Annotated in this window: 16 protein-coding genes and 1 pseudogene; 13 read left to right on the top strand and 4 right to left on the bottom strand. The window is 69.5% G+C overall.

The genetic code is table 11. The annotated features are described in order from the left end of the window. Positions 1-22 precede the first annotated feature (22 nt). Genes ftsH through RWO82_RS07190 form a run of 9 tightly spaced genes read left to right on the top strand, consistent with a single transcriptional unit; the run spans position 23 to position 8002 of the window. Entirely contained in the window at positions 23-2023 is a 2001-nt protein-coding gene (gene ftsH, locus RWO82_RS07230; RefSeq protein WP_314425168.1) for an ATP-dependent zinc metalloprotease FtsH, read from the top strand. A gap of 3 nt (positions 2024-2026) precedes the next feature. Then, the gene (gene folE, locus RWO82_RS07225) at positions 2027-2623 is read left to right on the top strand and encodes a GTP cyclohydrolase I (RefSeq protein ID WP_314425167.1); all 597 of its coding nucleotides are present in this window, start codon (positions 2027-2029) and stop codon (positions 2621-2623) included. Then, complete coding sequence (gene folP / locus RWO82_RS07220) at positions 2620-3426, top strand: dihydropteroate synthase (RefSeq protein WP_314425166.1); 807 nt, start codon at positions 2620-2622, stop codon at positions 3424-3426. Before folE ends, folP begins: the two co-directional genes overlap by 4 nt. A gap of 3 nt (positions 3427-3429) precedes the next feature. Continuing rightward, positions 3430-3822, top strand: a complete 393-nt coding sequence (folB, locus tag RWO82_RS07215) for a dihydroneopterin aldolase (RefSeq protein ID WP_314425165.1) — start codon at positions 3430-3432, stop codon at positions 3820-3822. Further along, positions 3819-4367: a 2-amino-4-hydroxy-6-hydroxymethyldihydropteridine diphosphokinase gene (gene folK, locus RWO82_RS07210; protein ID WP_314425164.1), complete on the top strand. Its 549-nt coding sequence runs from the start codon at positions 3819-3821 to the stop codon at positions 4365-4367. Before folB ends, folK begins: the two co-directional genes overlap by 4 nt. A 4-nt stretch (positions 4368-4371) precedes the next feature. Beyond that, positions 4372-4869, top strand: coding sequence for a DUF3180 domain-containing protein (locus tag RWO82_RS07205; protein ID WP_314425163.1), 498 nt, complete (start codon positions 4372-4374; stop codon positions 4867-4869). Then, positions 4805-5401 carry a PH domain-containing protein gene (locus tag RWO82_RS07200; RefSeq protein ID WP_314425162.1) on the top strand — a complete coding sequence of 199 codons (597 nt, stop codon included), beginning with the start codon at positions 4805-4807 and terminating at the stop codon, positions 5399-5401. The genes RWO82_RS07205 and RWO82_RS07200 overlap by 65 nt, the downstream gene beginning before the upstream one ends. Further along, complete coding sequence (locus tag RWO82_RS07195) at positions 5398-7305, top strand: PH domain-containing protein (protein WP_314425161.1); 1908 nt, start codon at positions 5398-5400, stop codon at positions 7303-7305. Before RWO82_RS07200 ends, RWO82_RS07195 begins: the two co-directional genes overlap by 4 nt. A 4-nt stretch (positions 7306-7309) precedes the next feature. Further along, on the top strand, positions 7310-8002 hold the full coding sequence (locus RWO82_RS07190) for a DUF2520 domain-containing protein (protein WP_314425159.1): 693 nt from the start codon (positions 7310-7312) through the stop codon (positions 8000-8002). A gap of 20 nt (positions 8003-8022) precedes the next feature. Here the strand turns inward: RWO82_RS07190 and RWO82_RS15555 are convergent, their stop codons facing one another. Then, positions 8023-9030, bottom strand: a complete 1008-nt coding sequence (locus RWO82_RS15555; protein ID WP_399540730.1) for a DUF2207 family protein — start codon at positions 9028-9030, stop codon at positions 8023-8025. Between the two features lie 170 nt (positions 9031-9200). Further along, a pseudogene (locus RWO82_RS15550) lies at positions 9201-9875 on the bottom strand (DUF2207 domain-containing protein); the annotation flags it as partial. Positions 9876-9955: 80 nt separating this feature from the next. Here RWO82_RS15550 and lysS point away from each other — a divergent pair. Beyond that, positions 9956-11482 carry a lysine--tRNA ligase gene (lysS, locus tag RWO82_RS07180; protein ID WP_314425157.1) on the top strand — a complete coding sequence of 509 codons (1527 nt, stop codon included), beginning with the start codon at positions 9956-9958 and terminating at the stop codon, positions 11480-11482. A 35-nt stretch (positions 11483-11517) separates the two neighbouring features. On the opposite strand, the gene RWO82_RS07175 is transcribed toward lysS, so the two are convergent. Next, on the bottom strand, positions 11518-12636 hold the full coding sequence (locus RWO82_RS07175) for a DUF4192 family protein (RefSeq protein ID WP_314425155.1): 1119 nt from the start codon (positions 12634-12636) through the stop codon (positions 11518-11520). A 128-nt stretch (positions 12637-12764) separates the two neighbouring features. On the opposite strand from RWO82_RS07175, the gene RWO82_RS07170 reads away from it, so the two are divergent. From RWO82_RS07170 to RWO82_RS07160, 3 genes are all read left to right on the top strand, one after another. Then, a complete protein-coding gene (locus tag RWO82_RS07170) occupies positions 12765-12938 on the top strand; it encodes a hypothetical protein (protein ID WP_314425152.1) in 174 nt (57 codons plus the stop codon). 100 nt (positions 12939-13038) lie between these two features. Beyond that, entirely contained in the window at positions 13039-14499 is a 1461-nt protein-coding gene (cls, locus tag RWO82_RS07165) for a cardiolipin synthase (protein ID WP_314425150.1), read from the top strand. A 57-nt stretch (positions 14500-14556) separates the two neighbouring features. Next, complete coding sequence (locus tag RWO82_RS07160; protein WP_314425148.1) at positions 14557-15297, top strand: hypothetical protein; 741 nt, start codon at positions 14557-14559, stop codon at positions 15295-15297. A gap of 20 nt (positions 15298-15317) precedes the next feature. Here the strand turns inward: RWO82_RS07160 and RWO82_RS07155 are convergent, their stop codons facing one another. After that, positions 15318-16316 carry a diacylglycerol kinase family protein gene (locus RWO82_RS07155; protein ID WP_314425146.1) on the bottom strand — a complete coding sequence of 333 codons (999 nt, stop codon included), beginning with the start codon at positions 16314-16316 and terminating at the stop codon, positions 15318-15320. Positions 16317-16368: the final 52 nt, after the last annotated feature.

Below are 16368 nucleotides of genomic sequence, written 5' to 3'. Positions count from 1 at the left end.
CGCGCGATACGCTGATCCGACCATGGATGTCAAGAAGCTCACGCGGAACCCGCTGATCTACGTCGCCCTCATCGGTCTGCTGCTGTTCGGCGGATTCCTGCTGATCTCCAACCTCGGCGCGCCGAAGCAGATCACCACGCAGCAGGGCCTCGAGCTGCTCTCCGGCGACACGGTCACCGAGGTCGTCACGACCGACGGCGACCAGCGTGTCGACATGACGCTGTCGAAGGCGTTCGAGGGCTCCGAGAACGTGCAGTTCTACTACGTCGAGGCTCGCGCAGACGAGGTCGTCACGGCGATCAACGCAGCCGAGCCCAAGGACGGCTTCAACGACGCCGTGCCCCGTGCGACCTGGTTCGACGGCATCCTCTCCCTCCTTCTCCCGCTCGTGCTCCTCGGCCTGCTCTTCTGGTGGCTGCTGTCGTCGATGCAGGGCGGAGGCGGCAAGGTCATGCAGTTCGGCAAGTCCAAGGCCAAACTCGTCAACAAAGAGACGCCGACCGTCACCTTCGCCGACGTCGCCGGCGCCGACGAGGCGATCGAGGAGCTCCACGAGATCAAGGAGTTCCTGCAGGACCCCGCCAAGTTCCAGGCCATCGGCGCCCGCATCCCGAAGGGTGTGCTGCTGTACGGCCCTCCGGGAACCGGAAAGACGCTGCTGGCCCGTGCCGTCGCCGGCGAGGCAGGAGCCCCGTTCTACTCGATCTCGGGTTCGGACTTCGTCGAGATGTTCGTCGGTGTCGGAGCATCCCGCGTGCGCGACCTGTTCAACCAGGCCAAGGAGAACTCTCCCGCCATCATCTTCATCGACGAGATCGATGCCGTCGGCCGCCACCGCGGTGCGGGCATGGGCGGCGGCAACGACGAGCGTGAGCAGACGCTGAACCAGATGCTCGTCGAGATGGACGGCTTCGACCCGAACGCCAACGTCATCGTGATCGCGGCGACGAACCGTCCCGACATCCTCGACCCGGCGCTGCTGCGTCCCGGACGTTTCGACCGTCAGATCGGTGTGGACGCGCCCGACCTCAAGGGTCGTCAGAAGATCCTCGAAGTGCACAGCAAGGGCAAGCCGCTGGCCAAGAGCGTCGACCTCGAGGTCGTCGCGCGCAAGACTCCCGGCTTCACGGGAGCCGATCTCGCGAACGTGCTCAACGAGGCCGCGCTGCTGACCGCCCGTTCGAACGCTCAGCTGGTCGACAACCGTGCGCTCGACGAGGCCATCGACCGCGTGATCGCCGGTCCGCAGCGCCGGACGCGCGTCATGAAGGATCGCGAGAAGCTCATCACCGCCTATCACGAGGGCGGTCACGCGCTCGCGGCCGCGGCGATGAACTACACCGACCCGGTGACCAAGATCACGATCCTGCCGCGAGGCAAGGCGCTCGGCTACACCATGGTGCTGCCGCTCGACGACAAGTACTCCGTGACGCGCAACGAGCTGCAGGATCAGCTCACCTACGCGATGGGTGGCCGCGTGGCCGAGGAGATCATCTTCCACGACCCGACCACGGGTGCGTCGAACGACATCGAGAAGGCGACCTCGATCGCCCGCAAGATGGTCATCGAGTACGGAATGACGACCGAGGTCGGACCCGTCAAGCTCGGCAGCGAAGGCGGCGACGTGTTCGTCGCGCGCGACATGGGTCGCGGACGCGAGTACTCGGAGAAGGTCGCCGAGCGGGTCGACGCCGAGGTGCGCGCACTCATCGAGCAGGCCCACAACGAGGCGTACGAGGTCATCAGCGCGAACCGCGACATCCTCGACAGGCTCGCGCTCGCGCTGCTCGAGGAGGAGACGCTCGACCACAACCAGATCGCCGAGATCTTCACCGAGATCAAGAAGCTCCCGGAGCGTCCGCTCTGGCTCTCGAGCGAGAGCCGCCCGGTCTCCGAGCAGCCGCCGATCGAGGTGCCGAAGAAGGTGGTGCCCGTCGCCGCTTCCGTCGAGGCGCCCGCCACCGCTCCGCGCACGCAGCCGGGATCGGCCGGTGCCGGTCAGGCGCGACCCGCGACGGCCTGACCCGTGTCCGTCGACCGCGCACGCGTCGAGCGGATCACACGAGAGCTGCTCGAGGCGATCGGTGAGGATCCGGATCGCCCGGGGCTGAGGCAGACGCCGTCACGCATGGCCGAGCTCTACTCCGAGTTCTTCGCCGGCGTGGGGCACGACCCCGCAGCACCGCTCGCGCACACGATCAGCGTGACGCGGGGGCCCGCCCCCGACACATTGCCCTCGGGTGCCGTGCTGCTGAGGGACATCCGCTTCCGGTCGGTGTGCGAGCATCACCTCCTGCCGTTCGCGGGTCGCGCGCACATCGCGTACCTGCCGGGGGAGCAGGTCGTCGGACTCGGCGCGCTCGTGCGCGTGGTCGAGACCCTCGCCGCCCGGCCCCAGGTGCAGGAGCGGCTGGGTGAGCAGATCGCCGACACGATCGCCGAGAACCTCGACACCCGCGGCGTGCTGGTCGTGCTCGACGCGAGCCACGGATGCGTGACCATGCGGGGTGCGCGTCAGCCGGAGGCCTCGACGCTGACGATCGCCGCACGGGGTGAGTACACCGACCCGGTGTCACGCGCCGAGCTCATCGCGTTGATCGGCGCGGGGGCATCGCACGGATGACCGGCATCTGGGGCATCGTCAACGTCACGCCCGACTCCTTCAGCGACGGAGGGCTCTACCTCGATGTCGATCGGGCGGTGGCCCACGGCCTGAGTCTGCGCGCTGACGGCGCCACGGTTCTCGACATCGGGGGAGAGTCGACACGTCCGGGAGCCGACCGCGTCGGTCCCGCGATCGAGCAGGAGCGCGTGCTGCCCGTGATCGAGCGACTCGTCGCCGCGGGCGCTCCGGTCAGCATCGACACCCTCAACGCCTCGACCGCCGCAGCCGCCGTGCGGGCCGGCGCGCGCATCGTCAACGACGTCTCGGGCGGGCTGGCGGATCCCGAGATGCTGGCGGCGGTCGCGCAGACCGGCGCCGACTACGCGATCGGGCATTGGCGCGGTTTCTCCGACGACATGTATGCGAAGGCGGACTATCAGCGGGTCGCCCGCGAGGTCGCGGCAGAGCTGAAGGAGCGCATGGGGGATGCGGCCGCGGCGGGCATCGCGCCGTCTCGCCTGATCGTCGATCCCGGAGTCGGATTCGCGAAGGCGGGATCCCAGAACTGGGAGCTGCTGCGCGGGCTCGACGAGATCGTCGCTCTGGGACCGCGCGTGCTGATCGGCACGTCTCGCAAGCGCTTCCTCGCCGAGGCCCTGCGGCATGCGGCGCCCGAGCAGGAGGCATCCGAGATCCGCCGCGACCTCGCCACGGCCGTGACCAGCGCGTTGGCGGCGCGGGCGGGTGTCTGGGCGGTGCGGGTGCATGACGTGGCCGCGACGCGGGATGCTCTCGCGATCACCCACGCGTGGGATGGTTGACGCATGGATTTCCTCGACGAGATCGCTCTGACCGGACTCACGGTGTTCGGCCGACACGGCGTCTACGACCACGAGCGCGAAGACGGCCAGGACTTCACGATCGATCTGACGCTGCGGATGCCCCTTCGCGAGGCTGCGGCGTCCGACGATGTGGCCGACACCGTGCACTACGGCGAGCTGGCCGAGAAGGTGGCTGCGGTGGTCGCCGGTGAACCGGTGAACCTCATCGAGACGCTGGCCGAGCGCATCGCCGATGTCGCGCTCTCGGACACCCGCGTGCACGCGGTCACGGTCACGGTCCACAAGCCGCATGCTCCGATCGCCCTGACCTTCGCGGACGTCGCCGTCACGGTGCACCGCACGCAGCCGAATGCCGCCGCGGGGTTCTCGCGATGAGTCGCAACCTGACGAACCCGCTGGCGGGACCGGCGCCCCGAGAAGGCCGACCCGAGTCGGTCGCGGTCGTCGCGTTCGGCGCCAACCTCGGCGATCGTGAGCAGACGATCCGTGCGGCGGCTGAGCGCATCGCTCGCCTGCCCCTCGTGAGCGATGTGCGGCTGTCGCCCCTGATCGAGACGGTCGCCGTGCGCCTCGACGGCCCCGACCCCGATGCCCCCGGCTATGTGAACGCCGCAGCTCTCGTGCGCACGCGCCTCGCGCCGTCGATCCTCCTGGGGATGCTGCACGCGATCGAAGACGAGTACGGGCGTGAGCGGCACGTGCGCTGGGGCGACCGCACGCTCGATCTCGACCTGATCGCGTACGGCGACGAGACCTCGGATGACGAACGGCTGCTGCTGCCGCATCCGCGCGCGGCGGAGCGCCTGTTCGTGCTCGAGCCGTGGCTCGCGCTCGACCCCGACGCCGTGCTGCCCGGTCGCGGTCGTGTCGACGCGCTCGTCGCCGCGCTGCGGGCCGCGCAGACCGATGGCGAGGGGTGACGGGATGAGGCGCACCTCCGTCGCTGTGCTCGCCGTGCTCGCCCTGCTCGCTGCCGGAGCGGGCTTCCTGCTCGACCATCTCCTCACGGTGATGGGGCGCACCACGTTCACACCTTCGTTGCTGCTCCCGGTGCTGCTCCTGCTCATCGCGGCCGCCTCGCTCGGGGTCGCGTGGCCGGTGCGCACCAGCGTGCGCAGCGGACGACGCATCGATCCCTTCCGCGCCACGCGCGCGGTGACCCTCGCGCGCGCATCGAGTCTGCTCGGCGCGATCATGGCGGGTTTCGGCGCGGGGCTCCTGGTGTTCCTCCTGTCACGCCCGATCAATCCCCCGGTAGGGTCGACTGTGGCGATGCTGGCGCTGATCGCGAGCGCGATCGTGCTGGCAGCCGCCGCGCTCGTCGCCGAACAGTTCTGCACCCTGCCGAAGGATCCTGATGACTCAGAACCCACAGATCGAGCCGGAGACCCCGGCCCCGCTGAATTCGGCGGAGGTCACTGATCCCGGAGCCCTCGACCGGGGCACCTACCCGCAGCTGCGTACGACCCGCAGCGCTGCCAGGCTCGAGCTCGACGGCGTCTGGCACCAGATCTCGCCGCGCTACGTGGCGTCTCAGATCCTGCAGAACGTGATCTTCATCGTCATCGTCGCCGCGATCGCCGCCGTGCTCGCCCTCGCTCTGGAACAGACCTGGGCCTGGATACCGGCCGGGGTGATCGTGCTGATCACGCTGATCACGCTGATCATCCTGCCCCGTCAGGCGAAGGCGATCGGCTACATGCTCCGCTCCGACGACATCGTCTTCCGCAAGGGGATCCTCTGGCAGCGCATGATCGCCGTCCCGTACGGACGCATGCAGCTCGTCGACATCACTCAGGGGCCGCTCGACCGCGCCTTCGGCGTCAGCCAGCTGAAGATGGTCACCGCCGCGGCGACCACCGGCGTGCAGATCCCAGGCCTGACGCAGGCGGCGTCCGAGGCGCTGCGAGACACGCTCATCGAGGTCGCCGAGACCCGTCGGACCGGGCTGTGAGCGAGCCGCAGCTGCCGCCGCCCCCGACTGCCCGCACGGCGGCCGACACGGAGGGTCCGACTACGCTCGCCGACGGCGAGTGGCACCGGATGCACCCGCTGACGCCGCTCTTCAAGGGTGGGCTGGCGCTGATCATCATCGCGGGAATCGTGGTGGCCAACATGCGCGATCGCCTCATCGCGTGGGCGGTCGACCTGTTCTCGCCCGAGGCGCATTACGGCGACTACTCCGGGGGAGACCCCGTCGAATGGGTGCTCGAGAACAACCTGATCCTGATCGCCCTGGTCAGCGTGCTCGCGCTCGTGCTGGTGCTGATCGGGGTCTTCTGGTTCCTGTGGCGCTTCCACCAGTTCCGCATCACCGGCGATCACGTCGAGGTGCGCAAGGGCATGGTGTTCCGGTCGCACCGACGCGCCCCGCTCGACCGCGTGCAGGGCGTGAACCTCACTCGGCCGTTCCCCGCCCGCATCATCGGTCTCGCGAAGCTCGAGGTCGTGGGCGCCGGCACCGACTCCAACGTCGATCTCGAGTACCTCGCCACGGGCCGTGCCGAGTCGGTGCGCTCCGACATCCTGCGCCTCGCATCCGGTGCGCGCGCTGCGCGCTCGGGCGCGGCCACGGCGCCGACAGCCGGAGCGGCGGGTGCATCGGGTTCGCAGGCGTCAGCGCGCGAGCAGCTCGTCGGATCGATGAACGAGGGCGTCAACGGCCTCATCGGCGGGGTCGACCTGGCCGACGTCGAGCCCGAGAGCGTCGTCAAGATCCCGACCGGCCGCCTGGTGGGGTCGCAGCTGATCTCCAGCGTGCTGTGGTTCGTGTTCTTCGCCGCGATCTTCGCCGTCGCCATCGGCGGCATCGTGATCGGGTCTCTGGTCGACGGCGAGCCGATCGACGGGTTCCTCGGCCTCGGCATCACGCTCGGCATCGGGATACCCATGATCATCGCGGTCGTGGGTATCACGTGGGCGCAGATCTCGAAGTCGCTGAGGTACTCGATCGCCCCGACGCCCGACGGGGTGCGCATCACCTACGGCCTGCTGACCACCGTGACCGAGACTCTGCCGCCGGGGCGCATTTTCGCCGTCGAAGTCACGCAGTCGCTGCTGTGGCGTCCGTTCGGCTGGTGGACGATCAGGATCAACCGCATGAGCGGCAAGAGCGTCGCGCAGCAGTCGTCGGGCTCGGCGCAGCAGTTCAACGTCGTGCTCCCGGTCGGCAAGCGCGCCGACGTCGAACGGGTGCTGTCGCTGATCCTGCCCGACGCGCAGTCGGCAGAGATGCCCCTCGTCTGGGAGCACGGCATCCTGGGTCCCGTCGAGGGCGACCCCTATCGCGTGATGGCGCCGCGCGCCTGGTGGCGTCGGCCGCTCTCGTGGAAGCGCCACGGATACGTCCTCACTGACATGGGTCTTCTGTTGCGCCGGGGCGTGATGTGGCGCAAGCTGGCGATCTTCCCGCTCGCCCGGCTGCAGGGCGTGTCGCTGTCGCAGGGACCGATCGATCGCGCGCAGCGCGTGTCGGGCGCGCAAGTGCACTCCGTGCAGGGGCTCATCACAGGAAACCTCTCGGGCCTCGAACGCGACGACGCGCTCTTCCTGATCAACGGGGTCACCGAAGCCGCGGCAGCCGCCGCGGAACGAGACCACAGCCACCGATGGGGCGAGCACGCCGACGGGGGTGTGCTGGCCTCGCCGACCTCGGCCGAGCCCTTGCCGCCTGTACCCTCGGGACCCGCATACGCGTACCCGGAGCCGACCACGCCGGCGGCGGAGCCTGCTGGCTCGGACCCCTCCGGATCGCCGGCTCCGCAGACTCCACCGGCGGCTCCGCAGGGGCCGCCGCCCGTTCCTCCCGCACCGCCCGCGGCTCCTCCCGTCGTTCCGCCGCCGCCGCGCGATGAGTGAGCCGATGCGCCGGGACGGACGTCTCGGGGTCGGGATCATCGGTGCCGGCCGCGTCGGCCCTGTAATCGGCGCGGCGCTGGCCGGCGCAGGCCATGCGGTCACCGGGATCACCGGAGGCTCGGACGACGATCGTGCATCGGCCGTGCTCCCCGATGTACCCGTGCTGGACGCGCTCGAGGTCGTGCGCCGCAGCGAACTCGTCGTGTTGGCGGTGCCTCATGACGAGCTGCCGTCGCTGGTGGCCGGCATCGCCGAGGTCGGCGGCTGGCAGATCGGGCAGCTTGTGCTGCACACCGACCCCGGTCATGGCATCGAGGTGCTCCGGCCTGCTGCCGAGCGCGGGGCGATTCCCCTCGCCGTGCATCCGGCGATCACGTTCACCGGGACCTCGATCGATCTTCGTCAGCTGCGGGCCGGCTATGCGGCTGTCACGGCGCCCGCCGCTGTGCTGCCGATTGCGCAGGCGCTCGCGGTCGAGATGGGATGCGAGCCGGTCGTGATCGCGGAGGGCGACCGCGCGGACTACGCGGATGCGATACACACGGTCACCGAGTTCTCTCGCTCGATCATCGCGCAGTCCACGGCGCGGCTGAGTGAGATCGGCGTGGAGAACCCGGGCGGTTACCTCTCGGCGCTCGTGCAGTCGGCCGTCGAGAGTGCTCTCCGCGACGCGTCGCCCCAGGAGCCGCTGCTCTGATCCCCGGGCGTCGGCCGATGTCAGCGCCCGCCGGAGAAGCCGCCCCCGCCGCCTCCGCCCGAGAAGCCGCCACCGAAGGATCCGCCCGCGCTCGATGAGCTGCTCGCGCTCGGAGCCGAGTACGTCGCCGCCGCGTGCGACGACACGGCGAACGCGGCCAGCTGCGCGCGCAGGAACGGCGTCGAAGGGTCGCCGATCCACGAGGCGCCGTGCTGCTCGTGGGCGTAGGCGCGTTCGAGAACCGTGCCCCACTCGTCTTCCATGCCGAAGAGCATGGCGTAGGGCAGCAGTCGTTCGTAGACGACGATCACGTTCGCGCTGCCGTCCTGCCGACGCTCGGCACCCGAGTACGACTGCAGCATCTGCAGTCGATCGGCCTCCGCGACACGGATGAACTCCTTCACGCCCATCAGGTACTCGTGCTGACGCGCGCCCTCGGGCGTGAGCACCGTGTGCCGTGCGAACGAGTAGAGCGACGAGAGAAGCACGAGGAACGCGCCGAAGCAGATCGCGATGAACCCCGGCAGCGCGGTCACCCGACCGCTGATGATGCCCCACAGGCCCAGCCCGAATCCGATCAGCGCCACGGCGATGGCGAACCATTGCAGCAGCATCGCCGTGCGGCTGCGGGCCGTGGTGGTCAGGCCTCGGGATGCCGCGGCATCCGTGCCGCTCTGAGCGAGGGCCTTCATGCGTGCGGCGAAGGACTCGCTCGTCGCGGGCAGCTCGGCGACGCCCTCGGAGTCCGCATCGGCGAAGAGCGCGTCGAGGGCCTCGGCGTCGAGCGAGTCGGCGCCTCGCGTGCCGTGGATGCGTCGGAGTCGCGGCTGCATGCCCTCCGAGCCCTCTTCGATGCGCAGAGCGCCGCGCACGGCGAGGTGGACGATCTCTGCGGGGACGGCGTCGTCCGCCTTCGGCACGAGGGTGCCGCGAGCAGCGGAGGCAGGTCGTCGGACACGTCGTACTGCGCGACGATGACTCCGGTCGACCGTCGGCGCGACCGCGTGAACGCCGAGACGGCGAACCATCCCGCGACCGAGATGCCGAGCGCTCCGACTGCGGCGACGGCGGGCACCGTGTCGGTGACGGGGTTCGGCAGCCGGGCCGACGGCTGCGTCGCCGTGCCCTGATCGAGACCGATGGCGACCGTCACGCCCTCGCCCGCCGAGAGGTCGCTCGCCTCGACCGAGAACGTCGACCCGTCGTTCGAGAGCGCGCATTCGTCGGTCGACCCGGAGACGCCGATGTAGCAGCGCGCGTCACCGGTGAGGTGGTCGGCGAGCGTCTCATCGAGAGCGATGTCGGCGCGGAAGCTCTCGATCGGCTGCGTGCTGTCGAGGGGGAGGAGGTCCCAGTAGAACTCGTCGACGCCCGTGTCGGCCGGGAGGATCACGTCGCGCATCTCGTACTCGATCACATATGTCTCAAGGCCCTGCACGTAGTCGTCATCGCCGGTCAGAACGTAGAGGAGACCGTCGTCCTCATCGGTCTCGAACGGCACGGTGCCGCCGTTCTCGTCTGTCACCGAGAGCACGCGGGTCTCGAGCCAGGCGTCCTCATACGTGGTCGGGAGCCCCCGGACGATGCCCTTGTTCTGATCGACGTCCGGGAACCGAGCGGTCACGGACTCGGTGACGTGCAGGCGCGCCCGCCCGTCGGCATCGAGGCCCACCTCGTAGCGGGCGTCCCATGCGGCGTACGAGAAGTCATCCACGTCGGCGCGGAGGGCCGTGTCGGTGCTGGTCGCGATCGTGCTCTTCACGCCGACGAGGGGGGCCGCGACGTCGGCGCTCGCCGCGGACGCGGGGACGAGCAGCGTCGCGGTGGACAGGACGACGGCTGCGAGGCCAGGGGCGAGTCGGAAGGCTGCCATGGTTCGAGGCTACCCAGACCTCGTCGCAGGGCGAGTGAGCAGACCTCGGTAAACTGGACGCGACTTTCAAGGAGCCCCGAATGACTGACGCGTCTGTCGCGCCCGAGCCGGCCACCGCCGCCATCGAAGAAGACGTCCACGAGCAGAAGGCCGTGCGTCTCGCCAAGCGTGAGCGGCTGATCGCGAAGCGCGCGGACGCGGGCGGAGGAGCGTTCCCCGTCGGAGTGCCCGTGACGCACTCGATCCCAGATCTGCGCGCGGAGTACGGCGATCTCGAAGCCGGCGCCGAGACCGGCGTGGTCGTGGGTGTCGCGGGACGCGTGGTGTTCAGCCGCAACACCGGCAAGCTCTGCTTCGCCACGCTGCAGGCGGGAGACGGGTCCCGGATCCAGGCGATGGTCTCGCTCGCGAACGTCGGCGAGGAGTCGCTCGCCGGCTGGAAGGAGTACGTCGATCTGGGTGATCACGTCTTCGTGCACGGAGAGGTGATCTCGAGCCGCCGGGGCGAGCTGTCGATCATGGCCGACGGGTGGGCGATCGCCTCGAAGGCGATCCTGCCGCTTCCCAACGCCTACTCCGAGCTGAGTGAGGAGGGCCGGGTCCGCAGCCGCTACCTCGATCTGATCGTGCGCGAGCAGGCGCGCACCACGGTCCGCGCGAGGGCCGCCGTGAACGCCAGTCTGCGCGCGACCTTCGGCAGCCACGGCTACCTCGAGGTCGAGACTCCCATGCTGCAGGTGCAGCACGGCGGCGCATCGGCTCGACCTTTCGTCACGCACTCGAACGCGTTCGACACCGAGCTCTACCTGCGCATCGCGCCGGAGCTGTACCTGAAGCGCGCCGTCGTCGGCGGTATCGAGCGGGTCTACGAGATCAACCGCAACTTCCGCAACGAGGGCGCCGATTCGACGCACAGCCCCGAGTTCGCGATGCTCGAGGCCTATCAGGCGTACGGCGACTACGACCAGATGGCCGCACTCACGCAGGAGCTGGTGCAGCAGGCCGCCATCGCGGTCGCCGGCTCGACGACGGTGACCTGGGCCGACGGCACCGAGTACGACCTCGGCGGCGAGTGGGACCGCATCTCGATGTACGAGTCGCTCTCGGCCGCGTCGGGCCGCACGATCACGCCGCAGGACTCGGTGGAGGACCTCATCGCCTTCGCCGAGGCGAGCGGCGTCGATCTGCCGCCGCAGGCCACGCACGGCAAGCTCGTCGAGGAGCTGTGGGAGCACTTCGTCAAGGGCGACCTCGTGCGTCCGACGTTCGTCATGGACTTCCCCGTCGACACCTCGCCCCTCGTGCGCGAGCACCGCTCGATCGCGGGCGTCGTCGAGAAGTGGGATCTCTACATCCGCGGATTCGAGCTGGCGACGGGCTACTCCGAACTCGTCGATCCCGTGATCCAGCGCGAGCGCTTCGTCGAGCAGGCGAAGCTCGCGGCTCGCGGCGACGTCGAGGCGATGCCCGTCGACGAGGAGTTCCTGCGGGCTCTCGAGCACGGCATGCCGCCGTCCGGAGGCATGGGCATGGGGATCGACCGCCTGCTCATGGCGATCACCGGTCTCGGCATCCGCGAGACCATCCTGTTCCCCCTCGTCAAGTAGGGCCGAGGCCGCGCCGGGCGCGAGCCGCGCGCCGGTCACACGGTCGGCCCCGCACCCCGTCGGAACACCCACTCCGGCAGCACGGCGGCGCCGATCATCGTGTCGAGCAGCGAGGCGAGACCGTACTCCGGTTCGATCGCGCGGGCGAGGTCGAGATAGTGCCCGGCGTGACTCGCCCGCCCCAGCGCCCAAGAGATCCACGCGGCGACCGTGAGAGGGGCCGGGCGAGAGGGGCGCGGCGCGCGAGCGGCGGCCAGGCGCACGGCGTCGAGCGCTCGTCTGAGTCGCGCCGTGTCGGGAGCCGGGCCTCTGCCGAGGAACACCTCCCCCAGATCATCGGGCACCGCGGTGCGCCCGCTCGAGAACGCGAGCTGCGCCTCGAGTGTACGCACCCCGCCGAGGTGGTCGGTCGCCCACTGTGTGAGCGCGACATCGCGGAAGATCGGGCGATCCAGACACCAGAGCAGCGCCGCGTGAGCGAAGGGGGGCAGCCCGGCCGGGTCGGTGAGGACCGACTCGAAGAAGGCGGGGAGGTCGTCGAGCAGAGCGAGGGCCGCGATCGCCTGCGGGTTCTCCCGCCCCGTGATGCCTCCGTCGCGCTCGTGGGCGAGCAGCTCGTCGAGGTCGCGCAGGGCACGGCCGACGCGCTCCTTCTCGGCGAGGTCGGCCGACGGCAGATCCGTGCCCGCGAGCTGATCGCCCGAGACGTCGCCGACGTCGATGACGCTCGGTGCCTCCTGCTCGAGGGGCCGCAGCACGGGCTCGTCATCGAGATAGCTCGACCAGCCCGAGGGCGTCACGCAGAGCGCGTCGACGATGCGCAGCCCGCTGTCGGCGGCGCAGCCGAGCACCTCGTCGACCTCGACCGTGTAGGGCAGCACCAGGCCGTCGCGCGTGGAGTACGCCTCGACGTCGGTGTAGACGACGACGGCGACGGCATCCGTGTGCGGCACGCGCGCGACCAGGCCGACGGCCGAGTCGGCGTAGTGCTCGAGCGAGACGTCGTCGGTCGGCAGATCGAGACGCATCGCCCCATGGCTCCTGCTGCCACGGAAGGGGAGGAGCACGAGGCTCCGCCGCGGGGTGAAGCCGGCCAGCGAGGGGACGAGGCGGAGGAATTCGGAGGAGCCGGAGGCTCGGAGCACTGTGGTCATCCGGAGAGTGTGGCCGGAGAGGCCCGCCCGTCGGTGGGCCTCACAGGCTCGCACGGAGCAGCGGGGGAGTCCGGGGGATGTGCAGGAGCAGTGGGTCGCGTCCACTCGGCGTCGCGTACCATGGGACCATGGAGAACTTCTGGGTCGCGGCAGCATGGTCGATCCTTCCGACCATCGGCGTGAGCGTCGTGTTCTTCTTCGTGATCCGGGGCATCCTTCGGTTCGATCGCACGGAGCGCAAGGTGCACGCGCGGATCGAAGCCGAAGAGCGGGCAGCCCGCGGCCTGCCGCCTCGCGCCTGAGCGGCGTCCGTGCCATCCGCTACTGTGTAGCCAATGCACCGGTACCGGTGCCCACTGAGGCGCGTCCCGTCGAAGTGCCGATCCGTCGGGAGGACGAGGGATGACACCCGAGAGCTGGGCACCCTGGATCGCCGGGTTCATCCTCCTGCTCGACCTGGCGATCCGCATCACCGCGATCATCGTGATCCCTCGCAATCGGCGCCCGACTGCCGCGATGGCGTGGCTGCTGGCCGTCTTCTTCATCCCGTTCGTGGGTGTCTTCCTCTTCCTGCTGATCGGAAATCCGCGCCTGCCGCGGGCGCGGCGACGCAAGCAGGATCAGATCAACGAGTACATCGCCGAGACGAGCGAGCATCTGCACTTCGGCACGCTGCGCCCCGACGCGCCGAGCTGGTTTCCGCCGCTGGTCGAGATGAACCACCGCCTCGGCGCCCTCCCGATCTCAGGAGACAACGGCGCCCATCTGATCGCCGAGTACCAGGAGTCGCTCGACGCGATGGCCGAGGAGATCCGCAAGGCGCAGGACTACGTCCACATCGAGTTCTACATCCTGCAGTCCGACGCCTCGACCGACAACTTCTTCCGTGCGATGGAGGAGGTCGCGGCGCGCGGCGTGCACGTGCGCGTGCTGCTCGATCACTGGGCGAACCGCTGGAAACCGCGTTATCGCGCGACCATCGAGCGGCTGAACGCGATGGGCGCCCGCTGGCACCTGATGCTGCCGGTGCAGCCGCTCAAGGGGCGGATGCAGCGACCGGATCTGCGCAACCACCGCAAGCTCCTCGTGGTCGACGGCAAGGTCGCGTTCCTCGGGTCGCAGAACGTCACCGACTCCACCTACAACCTGAAGAAGAACATCAAGCGGGGCCTGCACTGGGTCGACCTCATGGTGCGCATCGATGGCCCCGTGGTGCTGAGCGTGAACGCGATCTTCCTCAGCGACTGGTACAGCGAGACCGACGAGGTCCTCCAGGAGATCGACATCTCGCACGCAGAGACCGGCTCGGGCGACCTCGACTGCCAGGTGGTCCCTTCGGGTCCCGGCTTCGAGGTCGAGAACAACCTGCGTCTCTTCTTGGGGCTGCTGTACGCGGCCAAGGAGCGGATCATGATCGTGAGCCCGTACTTCGTTCCCGACGAGGCGCTGCTGCTGGCGGTGACCGCCGCCGTCGACCGCGGAGTCGAGGTCGAGCTCTTCGTCTCGGAAGAGGGCGATCAGGCGATGGTCTATCACGCCCAACGCAGCTACTACGAGGTGCTGCTCAAGGCGGGCGTGCGCATCTGGATGTACCGGAAGCCCTACATCCTGCACACGAAGAGCCTGACGATCGACGACCAGGTCGCGGTGATCGGCTCGAGCAACATGGACATGAGGTCGTTCGGTCTCAATCTCGAGGTGTCGATGCTCGTGCGCGGCGAGGAGTTCGTCGCCGAGATGCGCGAGGTCGAAGACCGCTACCGCTCGCTGAGTCGCGAACTCACGCTCGAAGAGTGGACGCAGCAGCCGCTGCGGTCGACCGTTCTCGACAATCTCGCCCGTCTCACCTCGGCGCTGCAGTAGCGGGCACCTGGCACTGACGGGCTGTGAGCGGCGCGGCCGGAGCGATAATCTGTGGGCATGGCCATCCCCACGCGTGCCGCCGCTGCCGTGTCAGCCGCCGCACTGTCCGTCGTCGCCGTGCTGTTCCTCGCCGGGTGCACAGCGGGGCCCGGATCCTCGGCTCCGAGCTCCACGCCCGTACCGTCGGACTCGGCCGGCACAGGGGCGGATGACCGTGACGACATGGAGGCGGCGATCCTCGACGACGGCCGTATGTTCGCGGTCGTGACGTGGGGATCGTCGACCTGTGTTCCTCAGGTCGACACGGTGTTGGCGAACGGCCAGACCGTGTCGGTCGAGCTGGTCGACACCGACGCCGACGCGGCGTGCACCGCCGACATGGCTCCGCGTGCGAGCGTGGGCGCCCTGCCTGAGGGAGTGGATCCGACGCAGGAGGTGACGCTGCAGGTCACGTACGCGGACGCCTCGGACGAGATCGACGTCGACGGCGACCCCGCGTTCACGGGAACGCCCGGATCGACCACCGAGTACATGCCGTCTGCGGCCTGGTTCGACGACGGCTCTCTCGTGCTGCTCACCTGGGGCTCGTCGGGATGCCCGCCCGTCGTGGAGGAGCTCACCGCCGAGGGGGCGACGGGAACCGCGACCTTCGTCACGGACGACGACAAGGCGTGCACGATGGACATGGCGCCGCGCGCGACGATCATCGCGTTCGGCGACGATCAGGTCGAGGACGACGACTTCACGTTGACCCTCGTGGGCGGCGGCCTCGACGGAACGGTGCAGGTGCGCGGCTGAGCGCTGTGATGTCCCGCCGCTCAGAGCGCGGACACCGGGTGTCCGGCGGGTAGGGCGAGCAGCAGCGCACCGGGGTCCACCCGGCACGTGACGCGCACGGCGAGACCGAACTCGTCGCCGTCGAGCTCGATCGGGATCGCCCGCTGTGCCGCAGCCTCGGCCACCAATCCGCGGAAGTAGTGCACCGAGGCGTCCCTCCCTCGTCGCTCGAGGACCCGGCGTCCGGCGCGAGAGCGACGCAGCACGGAGTTGTCCCACCAGATCTTGCGCCACACGCCCAGCCAGCCGAGAACCCCGGCCGGCTGGATGACCGCCACATCGAGGGTCCCGTCGGCGATCGATGCATCCGGGATGAGCGCGATCCCGGCGGGCAGCGTGCCGCAGTTCGCGAACAGGATGCTGTGCACTTTGGTGGTGTGCAGCCGGCCGTCGTCGACCTGGAAGACCGCGCGGAAGGGCTCGGCGGTGACGAGCGACCGCGCCGCGCCGTCGACGTAGGCGATCCAGCCCATCGACTTCTTGAGGTCGGGCCGGGTGTTGGCGATCATGTCGGCGTCGAGGCCCATCCCGGCCAGCACCACGTATGCGTGCTCCTGGCTCTCCCCGTTCTCGCGGGTGAGACGCGCCCAGCCGATGTCGATCGGATGTCGGAAATCTCCCAGCGCCGCGCGGATCATCTCGTCGGGATCGCCGAGAGGGAGCCCGACGTTGCGTGCCAGCAGGTTGCCCGTTCCGCTCGGCAGGATCGCGAGCGGCACGCCGCTGCCGGCGATGGCCTCGGACACGGCCCGCACGGTGCCGTCACCGCCCGCGACGAGCACCACGGACACGCCTCGCGCGAGTGCCAGAGCGGTGAGGCCCTGGCCGGCGTCGTCGATCGTGGTCGGGTAGAACGCGGGGCGCTCCCACCCCGCGTCGTCCGACAGCGACCGGACGCGTGCGCGCAGGTGCTTCTCGTCGACCTTGATCGGGTTGTAGATGAGGGCCGCCTGCCGTCGGACGGGGGCGCTCGGGATCATGGCGCTACTCTAGCCCCGAGCCTGACGCGCCCGACGCGCACCATAGACTTAA

This window comes from uncultured Microbacterium sp., from assembly GCF_963521645.1.
Lineage (GTDB): Bacteria > Actinomycetota > Actinomycetes > Actinomycetales > Microbacteriaceae > Microbacterium.
This window is presented reverse-complemented; position numbering and strand designations above follow the sequence as displayed.

Bases quoted from the DNA above. Each gene is read 5' to 3' on its own strand.
- folP (WP_314425166.1), top strand. From the start codon at position 2,620: ATGACCGGCATCTGGGGCATCGTCAACGTCACGCCCGACTCCTTCAGC.
- RWO82_RS07200 (WP_314425162.1), top strand. From the start codon at position 4,805: ATGACTCAGAACCCACAGATCGAGCCGGAGACCCCGGCCCCGCTGAAT.
- ftsH (WP_314425168.1), top strand. From the start codon at position 23: ATGGATGTCAAGAAGCTCACGCGGAACCCGCTGATCTACGTCGCCCTC.
- RWO82_RS07190 (WP_314425159.1), top strand. From the start codon at position 7,310: ATGCGCCGGGACGGACGTCTCGGGGTCGGGATCATCGGTGCCGGCCGC.
- folB (WP_314425165.1), top strand. From the start codon at position 3,430: ATGGATTTCCTCGACGAGATCGCTCTGACCGGACTCACGGTGTTCGGC.
- RWO82_RS07170 (WP_314425152.1), top strand. From the start codon at position 12,765: ATGGAGAACTTCTGGGTCGCGGCAGCATGGTCGATCCTTCCGACCATC.
- RWO82_RS07155 (WP_314425146.1), bottom strand. From the start codon at position 16,316: ATGATCCCGAGCGCCCCCGTCCGACGGCAGGCGGCCCTCATCTACAAC.
- folK (WP_314425164.1), top strand. From the start codon at position 3,819: ATGAGTCGCAACCTGACGAACCCGCTGGCGGGACCGGCGCCCCGAGAA.
- RWO82_RS07160 (WP_314425148.1), top strand. From the start codon at position 14,557: ATGGCCATCCCCACGCGTGCCGCCGCTGCCGTGTCAGCCGCCGCACTG.
- cls (WP_314425150.1), top strand. From the start codon at position 13,039: ATGACACCCGAGAGCTGGGCACCCTGGATCGCCGGGTTCATCCTCCTG.
- RWO82_RS07175 (WP_314425155.1), bottom strand. From the start codon at position 12,636: ATGACCACAGTGCTCCGAGCCTCCGGCTCCTCCGAATTCCTCCGCCTC.
- RWO82_RS07205 (WP_314425163.1), top strand. From the start codon at position 4,372: ATGAGGCGCACCTCCGTCGCTGTGCTCGCCGTGCTCGCCCTGCTCGCT.
- lysS (WP_314425157.1), top strand. From the start codon at position 9,956: ATGACTGACGCGTCTGTCGCGCCCGAGCCGGCCACCGCCGCCATCGAA.
- RWO82_RS15555 (WP_399540730.1), bottom strand. From the start codon at position 9,030: ATGGTTCGCCGTCTCGGCGTTCACGCGGTCGCGCCGACGGTCGACCGG.